Below are 20,902 nucleotides of genomic sequence, written 5' to 3' on the forward strand. Positions count from 1 at the left end.
GTAGCAAGTTCTGGTCGGGTCAGTCTGCGGAGAGGGCCTGAAGCAGGTCGCGACCTTCGGGTCAGCATGCCTTGGCCTGCTGTCGCTGCCACAGATCGGCAGTGCGACCACCCCCGGCTCGGTCATTTTCTGCGCCGCCAGCAGCCCGGTCTCCTCCGCGCCAATGCATTCGGCACCGGGCGCCGTCGACGATTCGCTGGACCTGTCGCGCTGCTGATGGCCACCCGGCTGATCAACCCGGCCCAGCGGCCGTCGGACAGAGAGCACCTGGCGGTGCTGCCGCAGGTGGAGAAGGCAGCGCGCACGCTGGCGCGGGCGTCGAAGATCCTGGTAGAGGAGCTGGACCGGGCCTGCGAGCACGACGCGGACCTCCACATGGCCGCGCTATGGGCGGCGGTGGAGGAGGCCGTGCCACGCGCGGCGGTGTCCGGCGCGGTGGCGAGGGTGGAGGCCCTGGTTCCGGAGGACGACTGATCGGCCGAGGCGGCGATGCGCGAGAAGCTGGCCCTCGCTACAACACCGTGCGCCCATTCCTGTCGCTGCTCGGCGAGTCGAACGCGCTGGGGGCCCAAGGCGGCAAGCGCGTCCCCAAGGCGGTGCGCGGCCCTAACGGCGCTCTCCAGGCGGCGAGTCAAGGAGCGCCCGTTGCTGCCGCGCGCGGTCGACTCGGAGCTGGTGTCGGCGATGTGGGCGCGAGGGCATTCGGCGATCGGACGGGACGCGCATCGACGGATCAGCACGCCCAAGATCTCGTCGGAGCGACCCGCGGTCTCGTAGAGCATCCGCCACAGCGTCTTCCCCCCGCAGGTGTACCTTCCGGCGGGAGACCAGCCGGTCGATGGCCATGCGCGAGCGGGCCGGGTGCTCGGAGTCCGGCACCGTCAGCCGCCTCGCCCAGGCCCGGACGACCGGGCCTCGTGACCGCGTTCGCGGCACCACCCGAGCCAGGACAGCACCGACGCCCGGCGGGCGTTCCAGGTGTTCACCGCAGCGGAACCCCAGAGCAATTCGAGGGCTTCGCCGAACACGAGAAGGCCCACGCGTACCCCGAAGCCATCGAAGCGGCCCGCGAGGACTTCGCCGCACTCCAGAATGCCGACGTCCCCCGGCCCCGCCCGGACGCCGAGATCCCCAGCGCACGACCGTGATCAATCTCGGCGCTACATCCTGTACCGCAACTACTCACACCCGGAACACGAGAATGGCGATGCCGGCTCCGGCTGCTCTCCGAATGCCGTCGGAGAACCTGCTGTCCGGGCGACTTGGGCGGTGCGTTCATCGACGGAAGCCGGCTTGCGATGGCAAGGTTCAGGAGCCGTAGCCGCGATGGGCTACGGGGCGCGGCCAAGGCCGTGCCGTGGCATGGGACAAAGGATGTGGACTGATGGCAACAGGCACCGTGAAGTGGTTCAACGCCGACAAGGGCTTCGGCTTCATCCAACAGGACGACGGCGGCCCGGACGTGTTCGTCCACTTCTCCGCCATCCAGTCCACCGGCTTCAAAGAGCTGCAGGAGGGTGACAAGGTCGAATACGACGTCACCCAAGGACCCAAGGGGCCGCAGGCAGAGCAAGTCCACCGCATGTAAGTAGGGCGCGTTTCATCGCGCCAAGAAGTGCTGACCCTGTCGGTATCGGGGGCCTACGGCACGGTGCTGAGCCAGTGAGGGCGCGCGATGAACTCGTGCGCCTCCTGGGCCGTCGCGACGGTGGGGCCGCGCGCTCTCGCCGCCACCGGTCCGTTGTGGTCCCCGATGCAGGGGGGCGGCTGGCCTCTGCGTTACGGCTGTTCGGGTTTGCGGGCCAGGAGGCAGCCGTGTTGCCTCCCCACCCGCTCGCTTGGCTCCTGCTCCCATCGTGCGGTGACAACATGTCCGGCATGGCCCAGTAGTTCGGCGATGCGGTTCAGTGGCAGGAGGTAGGACTGGTACGACACCGGATGGCCATACCCCTGTGTGGGAGGCAAGTGCTCATTGCCGACGTAGACCCCCAGCAGCAGGTAGCCGCCGGGCGCCGGCGTGCGGTGAAACTCGGCGAACACCACCGGCAGCTGCCCCGAGGGCTTCTCTGTTGGCCTGAGCGCGATCGCTGCCGCGGCTGGCGCCCGGGTGCGGGCTTGCTGCTGGGCCGTTCATGGCCGTGGTTCTTGCACGACGCCGGCGATGACCGTGGTCACGACCTTGTGGACGGCTCCAGCCTCCGGCGGGGCGCCTTTCCGGTCGGCGAAAAGCATGTGTCCGGCCCCGATCAGCGTGGGAGCGAGGGTGTCGACGTCGGCATCCGCCGCGATGCGGCCCAGTTCGCGCTCGGTGGTGAGGTAGGAGGCGATCATGGCCGTAGCTTCCGTCAGTACCGGGATGCCGGTCGGCGTGGTCCGGCGGAGCCGGGCGCGCAGGTCATCCCGGGAGGTTACGAGGCCGACCATCGCCACGGCGACCGACCCGAACAGGTCCGTCAGAGCGCCGGTGAGGTTGTCGACGACGGTGCCCGTCCCGGCGGAGTTGCGCAGGGCGGCGGCCTGGTTGTCGATCCGGCCGACGCGGTCCAGCACGAGCTCGGCGAGGAAGGCGTCGAAATCGGCGAAGTGCCGGTGCAGGACGCCCTTGGCGCAGCCTGCCTCCGCGGTGACCGCGCGGCTGGTCAGCGCGCTCGGCCCGTCCCGGAGCAGGACACGCTCGGCGGCGTCGAACAGTTGCTCGCGCGCGTCGCGGATGGCTACCCCTGTCGGCACCGTGCATCTCTCCTTCGCTCGCTGGGCCCGTTTCGATTTGACGAGTGGGCGCATGCCCATTCATAGTGGGCGCATGCCCACTATACCGCCGGAGCGAGCGCCTCTTTCCGAACACGAGCCTCATGAACGCCGACAGGTAGCGGAATCGTTCGGCTCGGATGCCGAACGCTACGACCGGGCCCGGCCCCGCTATCCCGAAGGCATGGTGGACCGGATCATCGCCGGCAGCCCCGGCCCCGACGTTCTCGACGTCGGCTGTGGTACCGGAATCGCCGCCCGACAGTTCCAGGCGGCCGGCTGCAGGGTGCTTGGGGTGGAGCCCGACGCGCGGATGGCCGACCTGGCGCGGCAGCTCGGGGTCGAGGTTGACGTAGCGACGTTTGAAGCCTGGGACCCGGCCGGCCAGAAATTCGATGCGGTCGTCGCCGGCCAGGCCTGGCACTGGATAGACCCGGTTGCGGGAGCGTCCAAGGCCGCGCAGGTGCTGGGGCCTGGCGGCCGGCTGGCAGCGTTTTGGAACGTGTTCCAGCTCCCGCCCGACGTGGCGGAAGCTTTCGCCGCGGTCTACCGGCGGGAGATGCCCGACTCGCCGTTCAACCTCCAGGTGATGACGAAGCAAGCCCTGGACGGGTATCAGGTGCTGTTCGCCAAGGCCACCGACGGGATCCGAGAGGTGGGCGGGTTCCGCGACCCGGAACAGTGGCGATTCGACTGGGAGTGGTCCTACACCCGGGACGCGTGGCTGGACCAGATGCCTACCCATGCCACCCTCACCCAGCTGCCGCCCGACAAGCTGGCGGAGGTACTGGAGGGCGTCGGGGCCGCTATCGACGCGATGGGCGGCAGCTTCATGATGCGTTACGCGACGGTGGCGGTCACCGCGGCGCGAACCGCCGCCGCCTGACCCACCCGGCTCTGGTCCGTCTGCGCGGGCGGAGACGCAGGCCCAACCGGTGGTGCTGAACTCGTGCGGGTACCACTCTGCGCGCCGACATGACCCCCGGTGACGCGCAGCCGTTCAGTGCAGGCAAAGGGCGGCTGCCGGTTAGCCGTCTGCTCGGAGCATGGCCAGTGGAGGGCGGTCCGGGACCGTCACTCGACGCGGACGGCCATGCGCTTCTCGGCTCGGCCTCCTCCCGCTGCATGTCAAGGCTGTATGTCAAAGAGGTTGACGCCGCAGGCCACGGCTTTGGCGGGCTCCCGGTCCGAGCAAGGAGGTGCGGATGCACCGCGTCGAACTGCTTCGCCTTCGACGCCGCTGCCCGCCTCGCCGACGCAGCCGGGGACAACGCCGCCGTCCGCGCATACCTCGGACTCCCAGAGGCAGACCGCGACGTGCCGGATGCGCCGCTGACCCCAGCTGTTGGTCACGCCGAATGATCAACGCAGGTACAGCATGGGACGGCCTTCGTCCGACGAACCCCGTACGGACGGGTGTCCGGTACGGCGATCCAGGGGGACCATGGAAGCCGAAGCACTCACTGGACAAGAGGGCAGGCCGCAGATTAGTGGACAGGCCAAGGACCGCGGCGGAAGACGGCCCACGCGGTCCCGCAGGTGGAAGGAGTGCCCGGGTGAGCGTAGCCGAAGGTAATCCGGATGACACCGGTAAGCCGGAGGAAAGATCATCGCAGCCGAGCGGGCTGATGGACCTCCTCAGTGTCGCCGCCGTGCTGCTGGACGCCGAGGGGCGGATCGTCTTGTGGAGCCCGCAGGCCGAGGACCTGTACGGCTACACCGCCCAAGAGGCGCTCGGGCAGTACGCAGCGCCGCTACTCGTGCACGAACAGCACTGGGATCTGGTGATCAAGCAGTTCGCCGAGGTCATGGAGTCCGGCCAGAGCTGGGCCGGGGCGTTCCCCATTCGGCACAAGGACGGCAGCACCCGGTTGGTGGAGCTGCGTAACATGCGGCTGCTGGACGACCGCGGCGACTTCTACGCCCTCGGACTCGCCACCGACTCACCGACGCTTCGAAAGGTGGAGCGCGATGTCGCACTGTCCACCCGGCTGATCTCCCAGTCCCCCATCGGGCTGGCGATACTCGACACCGATCTGCGGTACATGGCCGTCAACCCCGCCCTGGAGCAGATGCACGGCATACCCGCGAAAGACCACCTCGGCCGGCACTACCGCGAGATCATGACCTCCACGAAGTTCGAGGTACCCGAGGTCGCGATGCGGCAGGTCCTCGAGACCGGGATCCCCATGGTTGACCAGTCCACCATCGTCGGCCACACGCCCGCCGACGACCACAAGCATGCCTGGTCGATCTCGTTGTACCGGCTGGAGGACCCCCAGGGACGTGTACTCGGGGTGGCCGACCTGGTGGTGGATGTCACCGACCGGTATCAGGCAGCCATGGAGGCTGCCGAAGCCCGGCGGCGCCTGGCCCTGATCGCCGACGGCTCCATTCGCATCGGCACCACCTTGGAAGTGGAACAGACCGCCCAAGAGCTGGCCGAGGTCACCGTTCCCGAGCTCGCCGACGTGGTCGCGGTCAACGTCCTCGACTCCGTCCTGGAAGACGGCCACCCAGCCTCCCGCGACGGCCCCACCCTTTTTCGCGCCCTCGCGGTGAAGGCCGCCTATCCGACCGAAGCCGCTGAGGCCGCCGACCCACCCGGCCACCTCGCCGCCTACGACACCGACCGGCTGGCCACCCAATGCGTACGCACCGGCCACCCGATCCTGATGACTCACGCGGACAACAACGACCTGGCGCGCCTCGCCCGCGACAGGCACGCCGCCACTCTGCTGGCCCGCGCCGGCGTGCACTCCTACATGCTGGCCCCGCTCACCGCCCGCGGCCAGATCCTCGGCTTCGTAAGTCTCACCCGCGCCCGCAACCCCCTGCCCTTCGACGGGGACGACCTCGCCCTCGCCACTGAACTGGCCTCCCGCGCCGCCGTGTGCATCGACAACGCCCGCACACACCAGAGCGTGCGCAACGCCGCCGAGACCCTGCAACGCAGCCTCCTTCCAGAACACCCGCCGCACCTTCCAGGCCTCGAGGTCTCCTCCCGGTACCGGCCCGCACAGGCCACCTACGAGATCGGCGGCGACTGGTACGACGTCCTCCCGCTCGACAGAGACAAGACCGCACTCGTCGTGGGCGACGTCATGGGCAGCGGCATTGACGCCGCCGCCACCATGGGCCGCCTGCGCACCGCCACCAGCGCCTTCGCCGACCTCGACCTCGACCCCGCCCAGGTCCTCCAGCACCTCGACAAGATCACCTCGGGGCTGGAGCACTACATCGCCACCTGCGTGTACGCCGTCTACGACCCACACGGCGCCGACTGCCACATCGCCACCGCCGGCCACCTGCCCCCCGCCCTCGTGCGCAGCGGCAAGCGTCCCGAACTGCTCGACCTGCCGACCGGCACCCCGTTGGGAGTGGGTGGCGTCGCCTTCGAGACCACCACTTTCGACCTCGGCCCCGGTGACCAACTGGTCCTGTATACCGACGGACTGGTCGAAACCCGCCACCACCCCATCGACGAGCGCCTGGAAACCCTCCTCCACCTGTTGGACAGGCCCGACCGCCCCCTCGAGGAAACCTGCGACCGGCTCCTTCACGAACTCCGGCGTCCCGACGACCCCGATGACGTCGCCCTGCTCATCGCCCGCGTGCAGCCCTTCACGCCCAGCTCTGAACATCTTCAGCGTTGATCGGGCAGGAGTTCCGTCGACGGGGCCCGGCGACGGTTTGGCCCCGTGGAGGGTGTGGACCGTGGCGCTTGACCGGAAGGCCACGCCGGATGGCCGGGATGGTCCTCCGTCTGATCGGTCAGCCCCCGCTCCGGCCGCCGGCACTCGCCTGCCATGTGCGCCCGATCCCTCGAAGCAGCGCCGGATACACCCCCAGGTACCTGAAGGGCTTGATGCCCGCCATGTATACGGCGCCGAGCAGCCCGTTCGGCTTCACCATTACGGCCATCTGGCCGCGCTAACCGTCGGCTCCGTCCGGAACGCAGCCGATGTGCATCACCGCATGCACGGTCCGGTTGGCACTCTCGGCCACCCACTCGTCGTGCGTCAGGTAGACGGAGGTGAACGGAACCGCGCGGAAGTCGGGCCCCGGGGGACCCTCGCGAAGGTCCGCCGGCAACCGGTCCCGCAGCGTCCGCACCCGGGCGCCGATGCCGGCGCCTCATCGCCGCCGACCACGGCGGTCACAGCCGCGCAGAGGTGATGGCACTGACCGGAAATGGCTCCTGAGGTAGCCGCCTCCCGGACGACTGCCGGCACCCAACGCGGCGCCGCGGGGTCGATCGGGTTGCGTGGCCTGTCGGGGTCATCGCCGAGCTGTGCGACTGCGTCTTGCCGCCCGATGGGTTGTCCCGTAACTGCTGGTTGCAGCCGGGTGCTTGAGCTGATCGGCCGCCGATCAGCCACGTTTCGGTGAGGACCCTCGTCGGAAAATGAGAGGTTGGGTGCTACCGGTTGTGCCAGGCTGGCGGGTCATCAGTTCGTCCCTCCTCCAAGCGCCTACCAGCTCGCCATGGGAGCGTCAGTGACAGCACCTCGCCTGGTCCCGTTGTTGCAGCAGTTCGACTTCGCATGTGCGCGCCTGGCCGACCGCATGACAGGGCCGGTGATGGACAGCGGTGACGGTTCGGAAACCGAGGTTGGCCCCATGACCGATAAGGAGTACTTCTGGGAGCCGGTGCCAGACTGCTGGTCGGTCCGGCGGCGTACGGGCGGACCGGGTCCACGCGCGACCCTCCTGGCCGGCACCGGCGACTGGGGACGCGACGCCGCGCCCTACCCGCACCCCTGGCCGCCGCCCTTCACCACCATCGCGTGGCGCCTGACCCACCTGAGCGAGATGCTGTCCCTCCGCGCCGATCACACAGCCGGCGGCCACACCCTCACCCGGGACGACTACCCCATCAGCGGGGACGCGGCAGGTGCGGCGGCTGCCTTCGACGCCGGCGCCACGGCGTGGCGGAAGTCGCTGCTGAGCATCGACGACGCCGCGCTCGACACCGTCGGGTTCTGCACCTATCCCCACGGCAGTGACCCGGACGAGCCGTTCATCGACATCGTGTGGTGGGTCAACCAGGAAGTCCTGCACCACGGAGCCGAGATCGCCTTGGTACGCGATCTGTTCCGCGCAGCTCTGACCCCGCCACCAGTGGACACGCGTGCCGCTCCATGATCTCCCACCCGGCCGGCGGCTCCTCCGTGAAGGGCACAGCCGGCCCTCCGCGGACTTCTTCCAAGACCCGTAGCGACTGCGGCCTCGCCCAGGGCCTGGGTCAGGTCGGCGACCTCCGCATCGAGCTGCTGCTCCCTGGTCGACGGACGCGAGCGGCCCGCAGCCGGCGCCGTCTTGCTCGCCTCAGGGAAGTCGGCCTGCCGGAGACAGGTCCCACCCTTTCGAGCCACAACTGCGCACTCAGCTGACGGCAGCGCCGAACCACTCGGGCAGCTGGCTGAGCAGATCCCGCTGATCTTCACCGACCCACGCCACGTGGCCGTCCGGCCGCAGCAGCGCCGCGGGCACGTCCAGTTCCTCGCTGACGTCGACGACGTGGTCGACCCGATCTGCCCAACCTGCCACCGTAAGCCGGCCGGTCTGGTCGAGCAGTAGTCCGCGGCCGCCGTGCATAAGCTCGTAGAGGCGACCCTGCTTCAGCTTCACGTCCCGCATCCGCCTGCCGAGCAGTTCATGCCCCTCGCCGAAGTCGTAGCGGATCCCGACCGCGGTGATGATCCCGGTCACGTACCGGTTCACCTCCTCGAAGTCCATCAGCTTCGAGAACAGGTTCCGCAGCGCGGTCGCACCCGGATCGGTCCCCAGCAGCGTGATCTGCGCGCGGGTGTTGTCCAGCACGCGGGCGCCCACCGGGTGCCGTTCGGCGTGGTAGCTGTCCAGCAGCTCCTCCGGTGCCCATCCGTTGACCGCGGCGGCCAGCTTCCAGCCGAGGTTGAACGCGTCCTGCACGCCGAGGTTGAGCCCCTGCCCGCCGGTCGGCGGGTGGATGTGCGCCGCATCGCCGGCCAGCAGCACCCGGCCGACCCGGTAGCGCTCGGCCTGCCGGGTGGCGTCGCCGAACCGGGACAGCCAGCGGGGCGAGTGCACGCCGAAGTCGGTGCCCGCGAACGCCCGCAGCTGCTGCTTGAACTCCTCGAGGGTCGGAGCGGTCGCACGGTCCTCGGCCACGCCGTCGGCGGGCACGACAACGCGGCACACCCCGTCCTCGTTGGGGGTGACGCCGAACCGCAGTTGGGTCTTACGGACTTCCTCGACGACGGCGGCAATCGTCGCCGGATCCTCGGTCACCTCCATTTCACCCAGCAGCGTCTCGACCTTGGCGGGCTCGCCGGGGAAACCGACGCCGAGCAGCTTGCGCACCGCACTGCGGCCGCCGTCGCACCCAACGAGGTAGCGCGAGCGCAGGTGCGTGCCGTCCGCCAGCTCGACGGTCACCCCGTCCTCGTCCTGGCTCAGCCCGACCACTTCGCAGCCGCGCCGGATCTCGGTACCGAGTTCGAGCGCACGCTCGTTGAGCAGCCGCTCGGTGACCGGCTGCGGGGTGGCGAGGCCGTACGCGTGAGCCGTGTCCAACCGGTCCGGCCACGGCTTGACGATGCCGCCGAAGAGACCGCCGACCTGGAACTTCTCACTGACCGCGAGGAACCGGTCCAGCAGGCCGCGCTGGTCCATCATCTCGACGCTGCGCGTGTGCAGGCCCTGCCCGCGGGACTGCTCGGTCGGCTCGGTCAACTTCTCCAGCACGACCACGTGCACTCCGGCCAGCCGCAGCTCGCCGGCCAGCATCAGGCCGGTCGGTCCGCCGCCGACCACGATCACGTCAATCATCAAAACGCCCATTCACGGCATACACCACTGCCTCGGCGCGCCACTGGCACGCCTGGAAGCCGCAATCGCAGTCCGGACCCTCCTCGAACACCTCCCCCACCTTGCGCCGGCAGACCCATCCACCCCTCTCGAATGGCGCCCCAGCCTCCTGCGCGGACTGCACCGACTGCCCGTGACCTGGTGAACCACCAGGCACCGTCCGCCGCTTACCGCCATTCCCCGGCGGCTGCCAGGAGTCGCGCTGGAGTGGTGCGGGCCATACTGGGGCGGAGGGCCCCGATGACGGCGATCCGGCCAACAAGGGACGCGCCTCAGCGCAAGACGGAACGAGCGATGCGGAATCCCACGTCGTCGATCTGGAAGGTCGGGTGGCTGCGGCGCCGCACCGAGGCCCGGCAGCTCCAGGGCTCGTCAAACCACCCACCGCCACGTAGTACCCGATAGGTGCCGTAGACCTCGGCGTCGTAGACGTCCCAGCACCACTCCCAAACGTTGCCCAGCATGTCGTACAGGCCCCACGCGTTGGGCTGTTTGAGGCCCACGTCGTGAATCCGCTCGTGCGAGTTGCCGCGATGCCAGGCAATCTCGTCGAGCCGCCCGTACCGCGCGTCGGCCGTACCGGCACGACATGCGTGCTCCCACTCGGCCTCGGTCGGTAGCCGGTACCCGTCAGCGGATGCGTTCCACTCGATACCCTCGACGTCAGCATGGAGGCGATACGCGGGCGCCAACCCCTCGCGTTGGGACAGGGCGTTACAGAACCGGACAGCGTCCAACCATGAAACGCCCTCGACGGGCAGTTGGTCGCCTTGCGCGGTGCTCGGCCGCCGGCCGGTGACCTGTGCGTACCGCGCCTGGGTGATCGGGAACGCAGCGAGCCGGTAGGGCGCAAGCTCGACCGACCAGCTGCGCTGTGTTCGCCGGTCCGACAGCGTCACCTGCCCCGGCGGGATGGCAGTCATCTCGTTTCCTGCGCTCGCGTCCATGAGCAGGCGATCTTACCAACTGCCTGTCCCCCGCGCAGCGGACAGCTCCAGCGCCGCTTGTAGGTCGCCAGGGCCCACCAACAGCAACGGCCCTTCGACAAGCGGTCTCCGCACGGTGGCGGCGCCAAGGACCATCAGCCGTATGAATGATCGGCAGCCGGCAGACCATAAAGGCGCCGCCAAGGAGCCACCTCACGACGAGCAAAGGCCGCGTCCCGGGGAGACAGCGTCGCTCTCCAGTCCTCGCCGGCACACTGGCGGACGTGGACAACACGCTGTGGGTGGCTGCACTGACGGCTGGAACTGCCGTGCTGGCCAGCTTGGTTACCAGTCGAGGGAACGCCAATGCGGCACGGCTGCAGGCCGAGGCCGCAACCGAGTCTCACCGCCTCGCCCGGCAGCGCGAAGCCAGGCGAGCCGCCTATGCGGCCGTCATCGACAAGGCCGTCGCCATCGGCGGGTTGTACTGGAAGATCCCCGAGGCTGCTCACATCGCTGACCTCGACAGTCGGCGCGCAGAGCTGCTGCGACTGCGCGAACAGATACGGGACGTGTACGCCTCCCTCCTGCGCTGCGTACAAGTGGTCACCCTGGAAGGCCCGGACGATGTCGCCGAAGCAGCCGCCGCCCTGGACAAAGCCACACCGTCCACCGCCCGGCTGATGCGCGCCATGGCCGACGGCGACACCGCCGCCGAAGAACTGCTCACTGAGGAAACCCGCGCCTACTGGCCCGCGATGACCGAATTCATCGAACGCGCCAGCAAAGCCATCCGGGCCATGTGACCCCCCGCCCGCGGCCTGACCCGTGCCCCTACCGAGCGCGGGGCGGACTCGTCTCCCGAAGAAAGTCATGCTGCCTGGCGATGAAGATCGCGCCGGAAGCAGGAGCGGCTCAGCCGGCGAGCGGCGTCGCGTGCCGACGACGCCCGGGCCCACGTGTTTACCCCGCCCGGCGAACACCGTGCCCCGCCCGCGTACTTCGTGGCCAGTGAGCCAGAGTTCGCCGATGCTCCGGCGGCGGTCAGGACTCCGCAGCCCTGCCCGCGTCTGCTGTGGACTTGCATAGCTCCTCGTTGAGTCTCAGGGCTTCTTCGAGCTGGTCTTCCAGGATGACGATGCGGCAGGCCGCGTCGACGGGAGTGCCGGCGTCCACCAGCTCGCGTGCGCGGGCCGCGATACGCAACTGGTAGCGGGAGTAGCGGCGGTGGCCACCGTCCGACCGCAGCGGCGTGATCAGGCGGGCTTCACCGATGGCCCGGAGGAAGCCGGGCGTGGCGCCGATCATCTCGGCCGCGCGGCCCATGGTGTAGGCGGGGTAGTCGTCATCGTCGAATCGATCGCTGGTGGGCGATGGAGCTTCTGGGGGCACTTGCACGTCTTCCGGAACGCGTCGAGGGGCCCCGGTGCCGCACGGCACCGGGGCCCCGAGGGGTTTCAACACCATCTACCGGCGCTGAGCGCCGACTTTCGGTTTCCGCATGTCCGCCTGGGAGGTCGGAGATACGGGGATCGCGGATGCTTGACCGGGGACCACCTTCCAATCCGGGGCCTGCGGTACCCGAGCGAACTGAACCTCGCTCGGGCGATCCTGATGGCGTCTGCTCCTCTCTCACTCATCTCTTCTTTGGGTCGGTACTGCTCTGAACACGCGGTGCTGCTCGGCGACCCCTGGGGCCGCCCGGCCCGGCAACCAGCCCTGGGGCCGTCGTGCACTTTCCTGGCCCCAGGACTCCACTGCCGCGCCGTGCAATGCTCGCGCCAGTTCGTCTCTGCCGCGTATCGCTGACTTCGTTGGCTACAGCAGGAACGCTAGCCACGCGAGCACGCAATGTCTATCTCAGCCACGTCAGATTTCCCCCATTCAGGGGGAGAAGTTATCTGCTGCTCCCTGCGAGGACGCCACCCCGGGATTGTCAGCCGGCGATGGAGCCACGCCGAGGTTCTGGGCCGGCGGACCGCCCATCCGCGTCCGCCGGCACCCCAGCGCGATTTTGCGACCGCGGGCCCGGGGAACCGTGCTCCGCGATGGTTCTCCCGGGTGGACATGGGAGCGGAATCGCCCGGGGCGGGTAGTCAGCAGATCTGTGCCACCCGTCCTTTCCCGTACTCGACCCTCGACGGAGCCGTCATGAAATTCGGAGTCTCGACCTTCATCACCGACCAGGGCATCAGCCCGACCGCGCTCGGAACCGCACTGGAGGAACGCGCGTTCGACTCGTTGTTCATCGCTGAGCACACCCATATCCCGGCGGACCGCCAGACGCCCTACCCGGGCGGTGGTGAGCTGCCGGAGATGTACTACCGCACCCTTGACCCCTTCGTCGCCCTGACCGCGATCGGTGTCGTAACCGAACGACTGCTCCTGGCCACCGGCATCGCGTTGATCCCGCAACGCGACCCGATCATCACGGCGAAGGAGGTGGCCTCGCTCGACCTGATCTCCGGCGGCCGTGTGATCCTCGGCGTCGGTGTCGGCTGGAACCGTGAAGAGATGAGGAACCACGGCACCGACCCCTCCACCCGCGGTCGGCTCGCCGACGAGCGGCTACGCGCCATGCGCGAGCTGTGGATCGCGGAGAAGGCCGAGTTCCACGGCGAGTTCGTGGACTTCGATCCGGTCTTCGCCTGGCCCAAGCCCGTACAGCGCCCCCATCCGCCGATCTACGTCGGCGGCGGCGAGGGCGCGTTCCGGCGGGTGGCGCAGCTCGGAGACGCGTGGCTGGCCAACAGCCTGCCGCCGCAGGAACTCGGTCCGAAGATCGAGCGGCTGCGCGCCCTTGCCGACCGAGAGGTGCCGGTGACGGTGTACGCGGCTCCCGACGATCCCGAGCAGATCGAGGGCTACAGCCGTCTGGGGGTCGAGCGGCTGCTGTTCTACGTGCCGACGATGCCCGAACGGGAGACGATGGAGTTCCTGGACCGGCTGGCCGAAGTCGCTGCCCGGTACCGCTGAGAAGCCGGAAACCGCTGCGCCTCGGGGATGCGGGACCGATCCGGGAATCCGCAAACGCCATAGCCGCCGTGAATGCCATGACTGCCGGAAAGGGGATGCGATGCCCGCTCTGACGAGCGCTGAGGCACGGGAGCGGTTCGCCGCGGCGCGCTTCGCCCACCTCGCGACGGCCGGCACGGCGGCCCACCCGCATCTGGTGCCGGTGGTGTTCGCCCTGGACGGCGACACGGTGATGCTGGCCGTGGACCACAAACCGAAGCGGACGACGCGACTGAAACGCCTGGCCAACATCGCCGCCAACCCGTCGGTCTGCCTGCTCACCGACCACTACGAGGAGGACTGGGACCGCCTGTGGTGGGCCCGGGCCGATGGCGAAGCCCGAGTGCTCCCGGCACCGGACCGGTCCCCCGAGGCCGCCCGCTGCATCGGCCTGCTCACGGCGAAATACCAGCAGTACGCCGACCGGCCACCCGACGGACCGGTGGTCGAAGTCTCGGTCCTGCGCTGGAGCGGCTGGCGCGCGTCGTGAGCCGCGTGCCGGCCGCGCGCACGGTCCGTGAGCGCCGCCGGCACGGTTGGTGCTGAGCTGCTGAGACAAGGAGCTGCGGGGACAGCGGCCCTCGCGCGCATGGACGCTACAAGTGGGTGGCTCGGCGGAACAGGGCCGTCCAGAGGAAGGATTCGCCGAAGAGCGGGGACTCAGGCGGTTCGTCGTGCATGCGGCGCAGTTCGACTTCCGTCAGGTCGGAAAAGATCCAGCGCAACGACTCCGGCGTGTAGGCGAGTCCGCCATGGAGGCGGGACTGGCCGTAGAAGTCCGCGTCGGGGAGTTCGGAGCCCATCTCGCCGGCCGCGAAGCAGGTGAGGGCGAGATGGCCGCCAGGGGCGAGGGCTCGGTCGAGGAGGGCGAGGTAGCTGATGCGGCGGTGGGGTGGCAGGTGGTGGAAGCAGCCGGAATCGTAGATCAGGTCGTACGGACCGCCCAGCGCGGTCCCCGTGAGGGCGAAGACGTCGCCGCAGTGGAACTGGACGTCGGCCCCCGCCTCGCGGGCACGGTCCTCGGCCCAGGCTATGGCCGTCGGAGACAGGTCGACGGCGTCCACCTCGAAGCCCAGGGAGGCGAGGCGCAGCGCGTTGCGGCCCGGGCCGCAGCCCAAGTCGAGGGCGCGGCCCCGGGTGATGAGGTCGCGGTCGAGATACGAGACCAGGTTTTCGTCCGGCTTCGCCACGAAGAACGGCACCGGCTTGGAACGGTCCGCGTAGAAACCGTCCCACCAAGAGGCCGCACCGTCCGTCCAACGGTCCGCCTCCGGCGCGAACAAGCCGTCCAGGAGCCTCAGTACATCGTCCACAGTGCGTACGTTCCGGTCCATCCGGACCCCCCTTCCCGATGGGTAGATCGTAGGTCTGCGTGACACAAAAGCCCAGTTCAGGGGCTTTACCGGGCGGCTGTCGGCAGGCTTGTGAAGGCCTCGGGCGAGGGCAGGAATCTCGCCCCCGCACTCGAGGGCGCACGGCCGCACTTCCACCCGCCGAAGGCCGTCACGGGGTCAGTCCTGGCTGTGCTGACGCGAGTTTCCGGGTGATCCGCCGGACGGAGTCCGGACCACCGGCCGGACCGTCGAGCGGCACTGCGATCGGGACTGGTCATTGGGCACAGAAGCATCCTCGCGACCTGCGGCCAGGAAGGGTTCCTCGATGCCCATCTCCAGACTCGACCGCCGCGGAGCGCAACTGCCCTTGCAGGTGAGGTCACAGTAAGGATCACGGCGGACGGAAGCGTGTGATCGGTGAGGGCAAGGGGTCGATGCGGGGTGACACTGCTCAACCGACTGGGTGAATGCACTGGGACTCTGCACCCGCGAGCAGTGTCGAGCCCCGCCACCGTTGCGGTCTTCAAGAACGCAGGAGGGGTGCGTCGTGGCGCGTGTGCGGTTGCGCGGGGATGCCGTTACGTGTGGCGGTCGGCTCCGCCAGGGTGTCCCGCGCCGGGCCGGGCCCCAGGTTCTCGCGCGTCGCCAGCACACCGATGAGGCCGATGGCGGCGACGCCCACATAGAGTCCGGCGGGAACCGATATTGCTCGCCTCTTGCTTTCATGAGGCGTGGTGTCCGCACGGAGAAACCGACAGACCCGACCAGGCTCTCCCCGGCCCAGGTGAGACGAGATTCAGTGCCAACACACGCTCATCGCTGGCTCCAATCACGAGTCGCCGGGTTGCGGCGGCACCGGGGTCCGAGTTTGCGGGTGTTGGCTTGCTCACGGTAACGGGGGCGCGTTGTTATGCGCCTACTGCGGCCGGGCGAGGGTGGTGCGCATGGCGTCCATCAAGGCGTGCCGGGCTTCCCGTAATGCCCGTCGTGCCTCGGTGCAGCCGGCATCGCTCCACGTCTCGCCTTGCACCACCGCGTCCCGGTAGGTCACGAGCTTGTCGGCGACACCCTTGGTCCTCTCCACGACCTCGACGGGCGCGATCAGTTCGAGCGCGTACTGCCTTGCATACACCCCGTGGTCCCGCGTGACCGTCCACGCCATCTGCGCCCGCTCCTCCGCCGACCGGTGCACCTCCCGGCTCGCATGGGAGATGACATCCCGTGCCTGAGCCAATGCCTCCAGGTACTGGACGTACACCGACCGCAGCGATTCCCGGTCTTGAGCCACGCTGTCCCTGCGCCAGCGGACCCGGTCCGTGGCCAGTGTGCTGCCCACGCCGATCGCCCCGCCCAACGCCACCGCGACCACAGCCGTCCAGTCCATTGCCGCAGCATAGGAACAGTCCTGCCCCCGCGTGGCCTCTTCGGGTGGGATCCCCCCTTGTTCCAGACGCGGTCGGCGCTTCAGCTCAGTCCTGTGGTGTTGTTACGCGGCTCCCGCCACTGTCCGTACCGCGACTGGCAGGAGCAGGATCCACTGCGCCAGCGGGAACAGCGGCTTCGACCAGCCGACCGACAGTGTGATGACCAGGAAAACTGCCGCGTAGGCGATGAAGTGCGCGGCCACGAACCATGCCACCAGGCCGGAGCCTGACGTACCGTCCGCCAGTGAGAGATGGACCAGAGCGACTGCGGAAAGCACCAGGTCGACGCTCACCATGTGCCATACGGCACGCAGGACGCCCTTGGGCTCGTCCGCCAGTCCGCAGGACAGCAGCGGGCGCACCACATCCCGATGTCCGCCGGCGATGTGTGCCGCGGCCACGCCGAACGCGGTGGTGCCGCTGCGAGGAGCCGGCCGTTCATCGGGCCTCGATTCCTCTGGCCACGACAGCAGCCAGCCGGTCGGCCAACTGCGGGGTGGGGGTTCGCCCACCAGTCCGACGTGGAAGAACACGGCTCCCGCCATCGCGTCCAGGACCAGGTCCACCGGTGTGTCGACCGCGATCTCTCCGCGGAGCACGGCGCGTTCGAAGACGATCAACAGCCGTTCCTTCGATGGGGCCAGGAAGTCGCTGCGGATGCGCGCCTTCAGAGCCGGGTCGGCGGCGAAGTCGGCGAGCAGCCCCGGGAGCGCCGCCGCGGCGGCAGGCGCGTGGAACTCCTCGACCAGGCCCTGCAGCAGTACGGTCAGGTCCCCGGCCAGCCTTCCGGTGTCCGGGTTCGGAGCGTGGTCGGTGGTGGTGAACATGGCCTCGAAGACCAACTCGGGTTTGCCCGCCCACCATCGGTAGATCGTGTCCTTGCCGACACCGGCCCGCGCGGCCACGGCCCCGATCGATGTCGCGCCGTAGCCGGCCTCGGCCACCAGTTCTGCGGTCGCGCTGATGATCGCCTCGTGCGAGCGGGGATCCCTGGGACGCCCTCTGGAGGGCGAAGAAGAGCTCCGGAGCATCTACATTACGGGTCGACCCGTTTGACAAACAGGCCTGTGCCGGACGCCCATCATCGGCGCGGATTCAGCCAGGCACCACGCTCCGCCTCAGACGTCGGCCGCGTACCGCCAGAAGTCCCGCATCAGCGCGGGGAAGCTCGGTCCGCCCATCTGCAGCTGGCTGAGCACGATGGTGACCACGCCGGTGGACGGTGTGATGTGCGCTGTTGTTCCGGTGCCGCCGACCCAGCCGTAGCGTCCCGGCACACTCCACGGTTCGACGGCCTCGACATCGACCGCGCCGCCGAAACCCCAGCCCATGCCCTCGAGGAACAACCCGGCGGACTCTCGCTCGGACGCGGTCAGGTGATTGGCAGTCATCTGCCGCACCGACTGGGGCGTGAGCAGCCGGCGGCCGCCCGCCATCCCTTCGGCGAGCAGCATCCGGCCGAAGGCGAGCCAGTCGTCGACGGTCGAGACCAGACCGCCGGCGCCGCTCGGGAACGCCGGCGGGCTGCTCCACTGCCCGTCTGCGGCGTCCACCAGCTCGAGACCGCCCTCGGGATCGGTCCGGTAGTAGCCGGTGAACCGGTCGAGCTTGGCAGCCGGTACCGCGAATGCCGTGTCGGCCATCCGCAGCGGCTCGAACAGCCGCTCGGCCAGGAACTCGGGCAGCGGTCGTCCCGTGACCCTGGCGATCAGCACGCCCTGGAGGTCGGAGCTGATGTTGTACAGCCAGCCGTCGCCCGGCTGGTGCAGCAGCGGAATACGGGACAGCGCCGCCATCCACTCGTCCGGCGCTGGGACGGTCTGCGGCTGCGGAGGTCCCTGCTTCAGCTCGCTGAACAGCGGCGCAACCGCGGGCAGCGAGAAGTCGGACGGGAAGCCGTACCCGGCACGGGAGCTGAGCAGGTGGAACACGGTGATCGGCCGGACCGCCGGGACCACGTCGTCCACCGGCCCGGCCGGCGTACGGACGACGCTCGGTGACGCCAGCTCCGGCAGCCACTGCCCGACCGGGTCGTCCAGCGCGATCCGGGCGTCCTCGACCAGCATCATGACGGCCGCGGCGACGATGGGCTTGGTGATCGATGCGATGCGGAAGATCGAGTCCCTGGCCATCAGGGCGGTGCCCTCGACGTCGACGGATCCCACCGCCTGCACCTCGACCCGGTCACCGCGGGCCACCAGGCCCACCGCTCCCGGCACCGAGCCCTTCCTGACGTGCGTCTCCAGCGTGTCGCGCAGATCGGTCATGGGTCCACCCTCTCAACTGTGCGGTCGGAGACAGGACTCTCGCCGCGGCGCAGAATCATCGGGCCGATGCCGTCGAATCCAACCCGATCACCCGCCGCTCACCTCAGCGCGGAGGACTCTGATGGTCGGGGAGGCTGTTTCACCGCCGTCAGCGTCGCGTAGACCACGATGTTGCCCCGGTAGCCAGTGCGCTTGGTGTAACTGCCGCCGCAGGTGATCATCCGCAGTTCAGGGACGTCGGAGCCGCCATAGACCTTCTCGTTCGGAAATTTCTTCTTGTCGTAGACCTCCACGGCGTCGACGGCGAACACAGCCACGCGCCTGTCCGCCCGGCTGATCTCGATGGTGTCGCCCTTGGACAGGGCGCCGAGGCCGTGGAAGGCGCCGGGGCCGGTGGGCGTGTCCACGTGCCCGGCGGTGACGGCTGTCCCTACCGAGCCGGGAGCAGTGCCGTCGCTGTACCAGCCGGCACGGCTGGGGTGGTCGGCCGGCGGCGGCCGTAGCCTCCCTGCCGCGTCGAGAGCCAGTCTTGTCATGGGGGCGTCCACGCCGATGGCGGGGACTCGAAGCCGGACCGGGTTCGATGGAGGAAGCGGCTGGACGGCGCGGCCCGCGGCTGTGGCGGTGCCGCTGCGGGCGGGGTGTGCAGAGGTGGAGAAGGCCTGGGCAGCCGACGGCTGCGGTGGCTGCTCGTCGCGTGCCCCGCTGATCACCAGCACGGTACCGGCCATCAGTGCGCAGGCCAGGAACCTGACTGAAGGCGTGGACGAGTGTGGGCAAGCGCTGATCTTGTGCCCTGTTTCCATCGCGATTGAGCCTCTGCTTCGCGGCGGGGTGGCGTGGGGTCCTCGCGGCCCCCGGGGGATGCAAGTCCGGGCCCGATGCAGGCCCGAGCCGATGCGGGTCCGGGCGATGCGGTGGGAGTTGGGCAGTCAGGTGCGGATGCCGCTCAGACGTCGGCGTCTCCTGACCACACCCGCGGCGGCGGCTCCGGCGAGCAGCACACCACCCAGGGCGTACTGCCTACTTCTGTCTTTGGCCGGCTCGAAGCCGGCGTCGACCGAGCCGCTCGGCCGGCGGCCAGTGACCTGGTACGTATCCGTGACCTTGGTCCGCGGCGGGCACTTCACGGTGACTGTGTCGCTGCCGGGCTCAGTCCCTTCCGGGACCTGGAACTCGCCGGTGAGCACACCCTCACCGTCACCTTCGAAGAGGTGGAACGCCCCTCCGGCCTCCGACTCGCCCTTGCCATAGGTCACGTCCGGGCCGCAGGCCGTGGTGCTGACGGTGACCGTGGAGCCCGGCGAAACGCTCCCCGGGCCGATGTCAAGGCCTGAGTCACCGGTGGCGAAAGCGGCCGGGACCGACAGGCAAAGGGCACCGAGAGCCAGACCGATACCTACACCAACATGTGTGTTACGCACGAGGATCCTCCAACGGAGCAGTGTCCGGCCTGTCTGCGCGGCGCCTCTGCTGTGCTCCGCTCCCGAGGCAACCGACAGTCCGTCAGCTCCGCAACATGACGCATCGCCATACGCGTCACCCAGGCAGGCGTAGTGACTGCTCTCGCTTGATCGTTTACGCAGGTCACCGGAGCAGAGACCGTCACGCCGGAGGAAACACCAGAAGGACGGCGAACGGGCTAGTGGCCTGCGTCAGGGAGTCGTTGGCAGTACGTACCCGGTGAGGTTCTCGACGCTGCTGGTGTCGGCGCGACTGATGCGCAGCCAGGCTTCCTGGACGGCGTCATCGGCCTCGCTGAGCGAGCCGAGCATCCGGTAGGCCACCGCTCGCAGGTGAGTCCGGTCTTCCTGCCGGCGCGAGAGCGGCCGTGTGTGTACATCTCCGAGAGCCGCGCGAGGAGCAGCCCGGTTGGTCGTCATTTTGAACCACATCGAAAAGATGGTGCGGCCCCCGCGTCGCGGGCAGGCTGCTCGACGCGAGAGCAGCGGGAGTACACACGCTGACCCGGCCACGCTCGAACGGACCTGACATGTGTCGGGGTCCGTGCGCGCCGCGGACCCGCCTACCGTACGGGCTGTCCCTTGGTGGGTGTCAGCTCGTGCCGTTCGCTGCTGGCGAGGCCCTCTGATGCCGGTGGGCCCAACTAGCTTGATCTTTAACATCCGGCGTCGAATGGTGCGTCGAACTTGATCACTCGGTTCGGTATCCGGCGTACGCGGAGGCGGCCTTCGTCTGAACATGTGCTCCGACCAAGGAACACACACGTCCAGGACGAAGGCCGTGAGGATGAGTTTGCTGGATCACGATGCCCGGCAGGAGCCGCTGGCGGAACTGTCATGCTTCCGGGGTGAGTTCTACTCCTGCCTGAC

Annotated in this window: 18 protein-coding genes and 5 pseudogenes; 9 read left to right on the plus strand and 14 right to left on the minus strand. The window is 69.0% G+C overall.

All coding sequences use genetic code 11. The features are described 5' to 3' along the window. Positions 1–181: 181 nt before the first annotated feature. Positions 182–678: pseudogene (locus AB0D12_RS38150) on the plus strand (Tn3 family transposase); the annotation flags it as partial. A gap of 53 nt (positions 679–731) precedes the next feature. On the opposite strand, the pseudogene AB0D12_RS38155 reads toward AB0D12_RS38150, so the two are convergent. Next, positions 732–1,022: pseudogene (locus AB0D12_RS38155) on the minus strand (site-specific integrase); the annotation flags it as partial. 362 nt (positions 1,023–1,384) lie between these two features. Between AB0D12_RS38155 and AB0D12_RS38160 the strand changes: the two are divergent. Next, positions 1,385–1,588 carry a cold-shock protein gene (locus AB0D12_RS38160; RefSeq protein WP_327321423.1) on the plus strand — a complete coding sequence of 68 codons (204 nt, stop codon included), beginning with the start codon at positions 1,385–1,387 and terminating at the stop codon, positions 1,586–1,588. Positions 1,589–1,779: 191 nt separating this feature from the next. On the opposite strand, the gene AB0D12_RS38165 is transcribed toward AB0D12_RS38160, so the two are convergent. Continuing rightward, on the minus strand, positions 1,780–2,043 hold the full coding sequence (locus AB0D12_RS38165) for a hypothetical protein (RefSeq protein WP_362693794.1): 264 nt from the start codon (positions 2,041–2,043) through the stop codon (positions 1,780–1,782). Positions 2,044–2,130: 87 nt separating this feature from the next. After that, positions 2,131–2,730: a TetR/AcrR family transcriptional regulator gene (locus tag AB0D12_RS38170; RefSeq protein WP_362693797.1), complete on the minus strand. Its 600-nt coding sequence runs from the start codon at positions 2,728–2,730 to the stop codon at positions 2,131–2,133. A 73-nt stretch (positions 2,731–2,803) separates the two neighbouring features. Between AB0D12_RS38170 and AB0D12_RS38175 the strand changes: the two genes are divergently transcribed. Continuing rightward, entirely contained in the window at positions 2,804–3,634 is an 831-nt protein-coding gene (locus AB0D12_RS38175) for a class I SAM-dependent methyltransferase (protein WP_362693800.1), read from the plus strand. 742 nt (positions 3,635–4,376) lie between these two features. Then, positions 4,377–6,404: a SpoIIE family protein phosphatase gene (locus tag AB0D12_RS38180; RefSeq protein ID WP_362693838.1), complete on the plus strand. Its 2,028-nt coding sequence runs from the start codon at positions 4,377–4,379 to the stop codon at positions 6,402–6,404. Between the two features lie 118 nt (positions 6,405–6,522). Here AB0D12_RS38180 and AB0D12_RS38185 read toward each other — a convergent pair. Further along, a pseudogene (locus tag AB0D12_RS38185) lies at positions 6,523–6,879 on the minus strand (DUF2867 domain-containing protein); the annotation flags it as partial. Between the two features lie 357 nt (positions 6,880–7,236). Between AB0D12_RS38185 and AB0D12_RS38190 the strand changes: the two are divergent. Beyond that, a complete protein-coding gene (locus tag AB0D12_RS38190; RefSeq protein ID WP_362693803.1) occupies positions 7,237–7,896 on the plus strand; it encodes a DinB family protein in 660 nt (219 codons plus the stop codon). Between the two features lie 240 nt (positions 7,897–8,136). On the opposite strand, the gene rox is transcribed toward AB0D12_RS38190, so the two are convergent. Further along, positions 8,137–9,564 (minus strand): rifampin monooxygenase, encoded by a 1,428-nt coding sequence (rox, locus tag AB0D12_RS38195; protein ID WP_362693806.1) that lies wholly within the window; start codon positions 9,562–9,564, stop codon positions 8,137–8,139. A 13-nt stretch (positions 9,565–9,577) separates the two neighbouring features. On the opposite strand from rox, the pseudogene AB0D12_RS38200 reads away from it, so the two are divergent. Next, a pseudogene (locus AB0D12_RS38200) lies at positions 9,578–9,748 on the plus strand (cytochrome P450); the annotation flags it as partial. 127 nt (positions 9,749–9,875) lie between these two features. On the opposite strand, the gene AB0D12_RS38205 reads toward AB0D12_RS38200, so the two are convergent. Next, positions 9,876–10,550, minus strand: a complete 675-nt coding sequence (locus AB0D12_RS38205; RefSeq protein ID WP_362693809.1) for an SUMF1/EgtB/PvdO family nonheme iron enzyme — start codon at positions 10,548–10,550, stop codon at positions 9,876–9,878. A 263-nt stretch (positions 10,551–10,813) separates the two neighbouring features. On the opposite strand from AB0D12_RS38205, the gene AB0D12_RS38210 reads away from it, so the two are divergent. Then, a complete protein-coding gene (locus AB0D12_RS38210) occupies positions 10,814–11,335 on the plus strand; it encodes a hypothetical protein (protein ID WP_362693812.1) in 522 nt (173 codons plus the stop codon). Positions 11,336–11,573: 238 nt separating this feature from the next. Here AB0D12_RS38210 and AB0D12_RS38215 read toward each other — a convergent pair whose 3' ends face one another. Beyond that, positions 11,574–11,921 (minus strand): MerR family transcriptional regulator, encoded by a 348-nt coding sequence (locus AB0D12_RS38215; protein WP_362693815.1) that lies wholly within the window; start codon positions 11,919–11,921, stop codon positions 11,574–11,576. Between the two features lie 759 nt (positions 11,922–12,680). On the opposite strand from AB0D12_RS38215, the gene AB0D12_RS38220 reads away from it, so the two are divergent. Next, the gene (locus AB0D12_RS38220; RefSeq protein WP_362693818.1) at positions 12,681–13,505 is read left to right on the plus strand and encodes an LLM class F420-dependent oxidoreductase; all 825 of its coding nucleotides are present in this window, start codon (positions 12,681–12,683) and stop codon (positions 13,503–13,505) included. Between the two features lie 100 nt (positions 13,506–13,605). Continuing rightward, a complete protein-coding gene (locus AB0D12_RS38225) occupies positions 13,606–14,034 on the plus strand; it encodes a TIGR03668 family PPOX class F420-dependent oxidoreductase (protein ID WP_362693820.1) in 429 nt (142 codons plus the stop codon). Positions 14,035–14,140: 106 nt separating this feature from the next. On the opposite strand, the gene AB0D12_RS38230 is transcribed toward AB0D12_RS38225, so the two are convergent. The 7 genes and pseudogenes from AB0D12_RS38230 to AB0D12_RS38260 form a co-directional block, all read right to left on the minus strand. After that, positions 14,141–14,878, minus strand: a complete 738-nt coding sequence (locus AB0D12_RS38230; protein WP_362693823.1) for a methyltransferase domain-containing protein — start codon at positions 14,876–14,878, stop codon at positions 14,141–14,143. A gap of 916 nt (positions 14,879–15,794) precedes the next feature. Further along, positions 15,795–16,262 (minus strand): hypothetical protein, encoded by a 468-nt coding sequence (locus AB0D12_RS38235; protein ID WP_327321443.1) that lies wholly within the window; start codon positions 16,260–16,262, stop codon positions 15,795–15,797. 102 nt (positions 16,263–16,364) lie between these two features. Then, positions 16,365–17,246 carry a TetR/AcrR family transcriptional regulator gene (locus AB0D12_RS38240; protein WP_362693826.1) on the minus strand — a complete coding sequence of 294 codons (882 nt, stop codon included), beginning with the start codon at positions 17,244–17,246 and terminating at the stop codon, positions 16,365–16,367. Between the two features lie 174 nt (positions 17,247–17,420). Further along, positions 17,421–18,569: a serine hydrolase domain-containing protein gene (locus AB0D12_RS38245; RefSeq protein ID WP_362693829.1), complete on the minus strand. Its 1,149-nt coding sequence runs from the start codon at positions 18,567–18,569 to the stop codon at positions 17,421–17,423. A gap of 98 nt (positions 18,570–18,667) precedes the next feature. Next, entirely contained in the window at positions 18,668–19,300 is a 633-nt protein-coding gene (locus AB0D12_RS38250) for a class F sortase (protein ID WP_362693832.1), read from the minus strand. 201 nt (positions 19,301–19,501) lie between these two features. Continuing rightward, on the minus strand, positions 19,502–19,828 hold the full coding sequence (locus AB0D12_RS38255) for a hypothetical protein (RefSeq protein ID WP_327321446.1): 327 nt from the start codon (positions 19,826–19,828) through the stop codon (positions 19,502–19,504). A gap of 414 nt (positions 19,829–20,242) precedes the next feature. Continuing rightward, a pseudogene (locus tag AB0D12_RS38260) lies at positions 20,243–20,452 on the minus strand (sigma factor); the annotation flags it as partial. Between the last annotated feature and the right edge of the window lie 450 nt (positions 20,453–20,902).

Origin of the sequence: Streptomyces sp. NPDC048479 (assembly GCF_040651435.1) — a bacterium.
Lineage (GTDB): Bacteria > Actinomycetota > Actinomycetes > Streptomycetales > Streptomycetaceae > Streptomyces.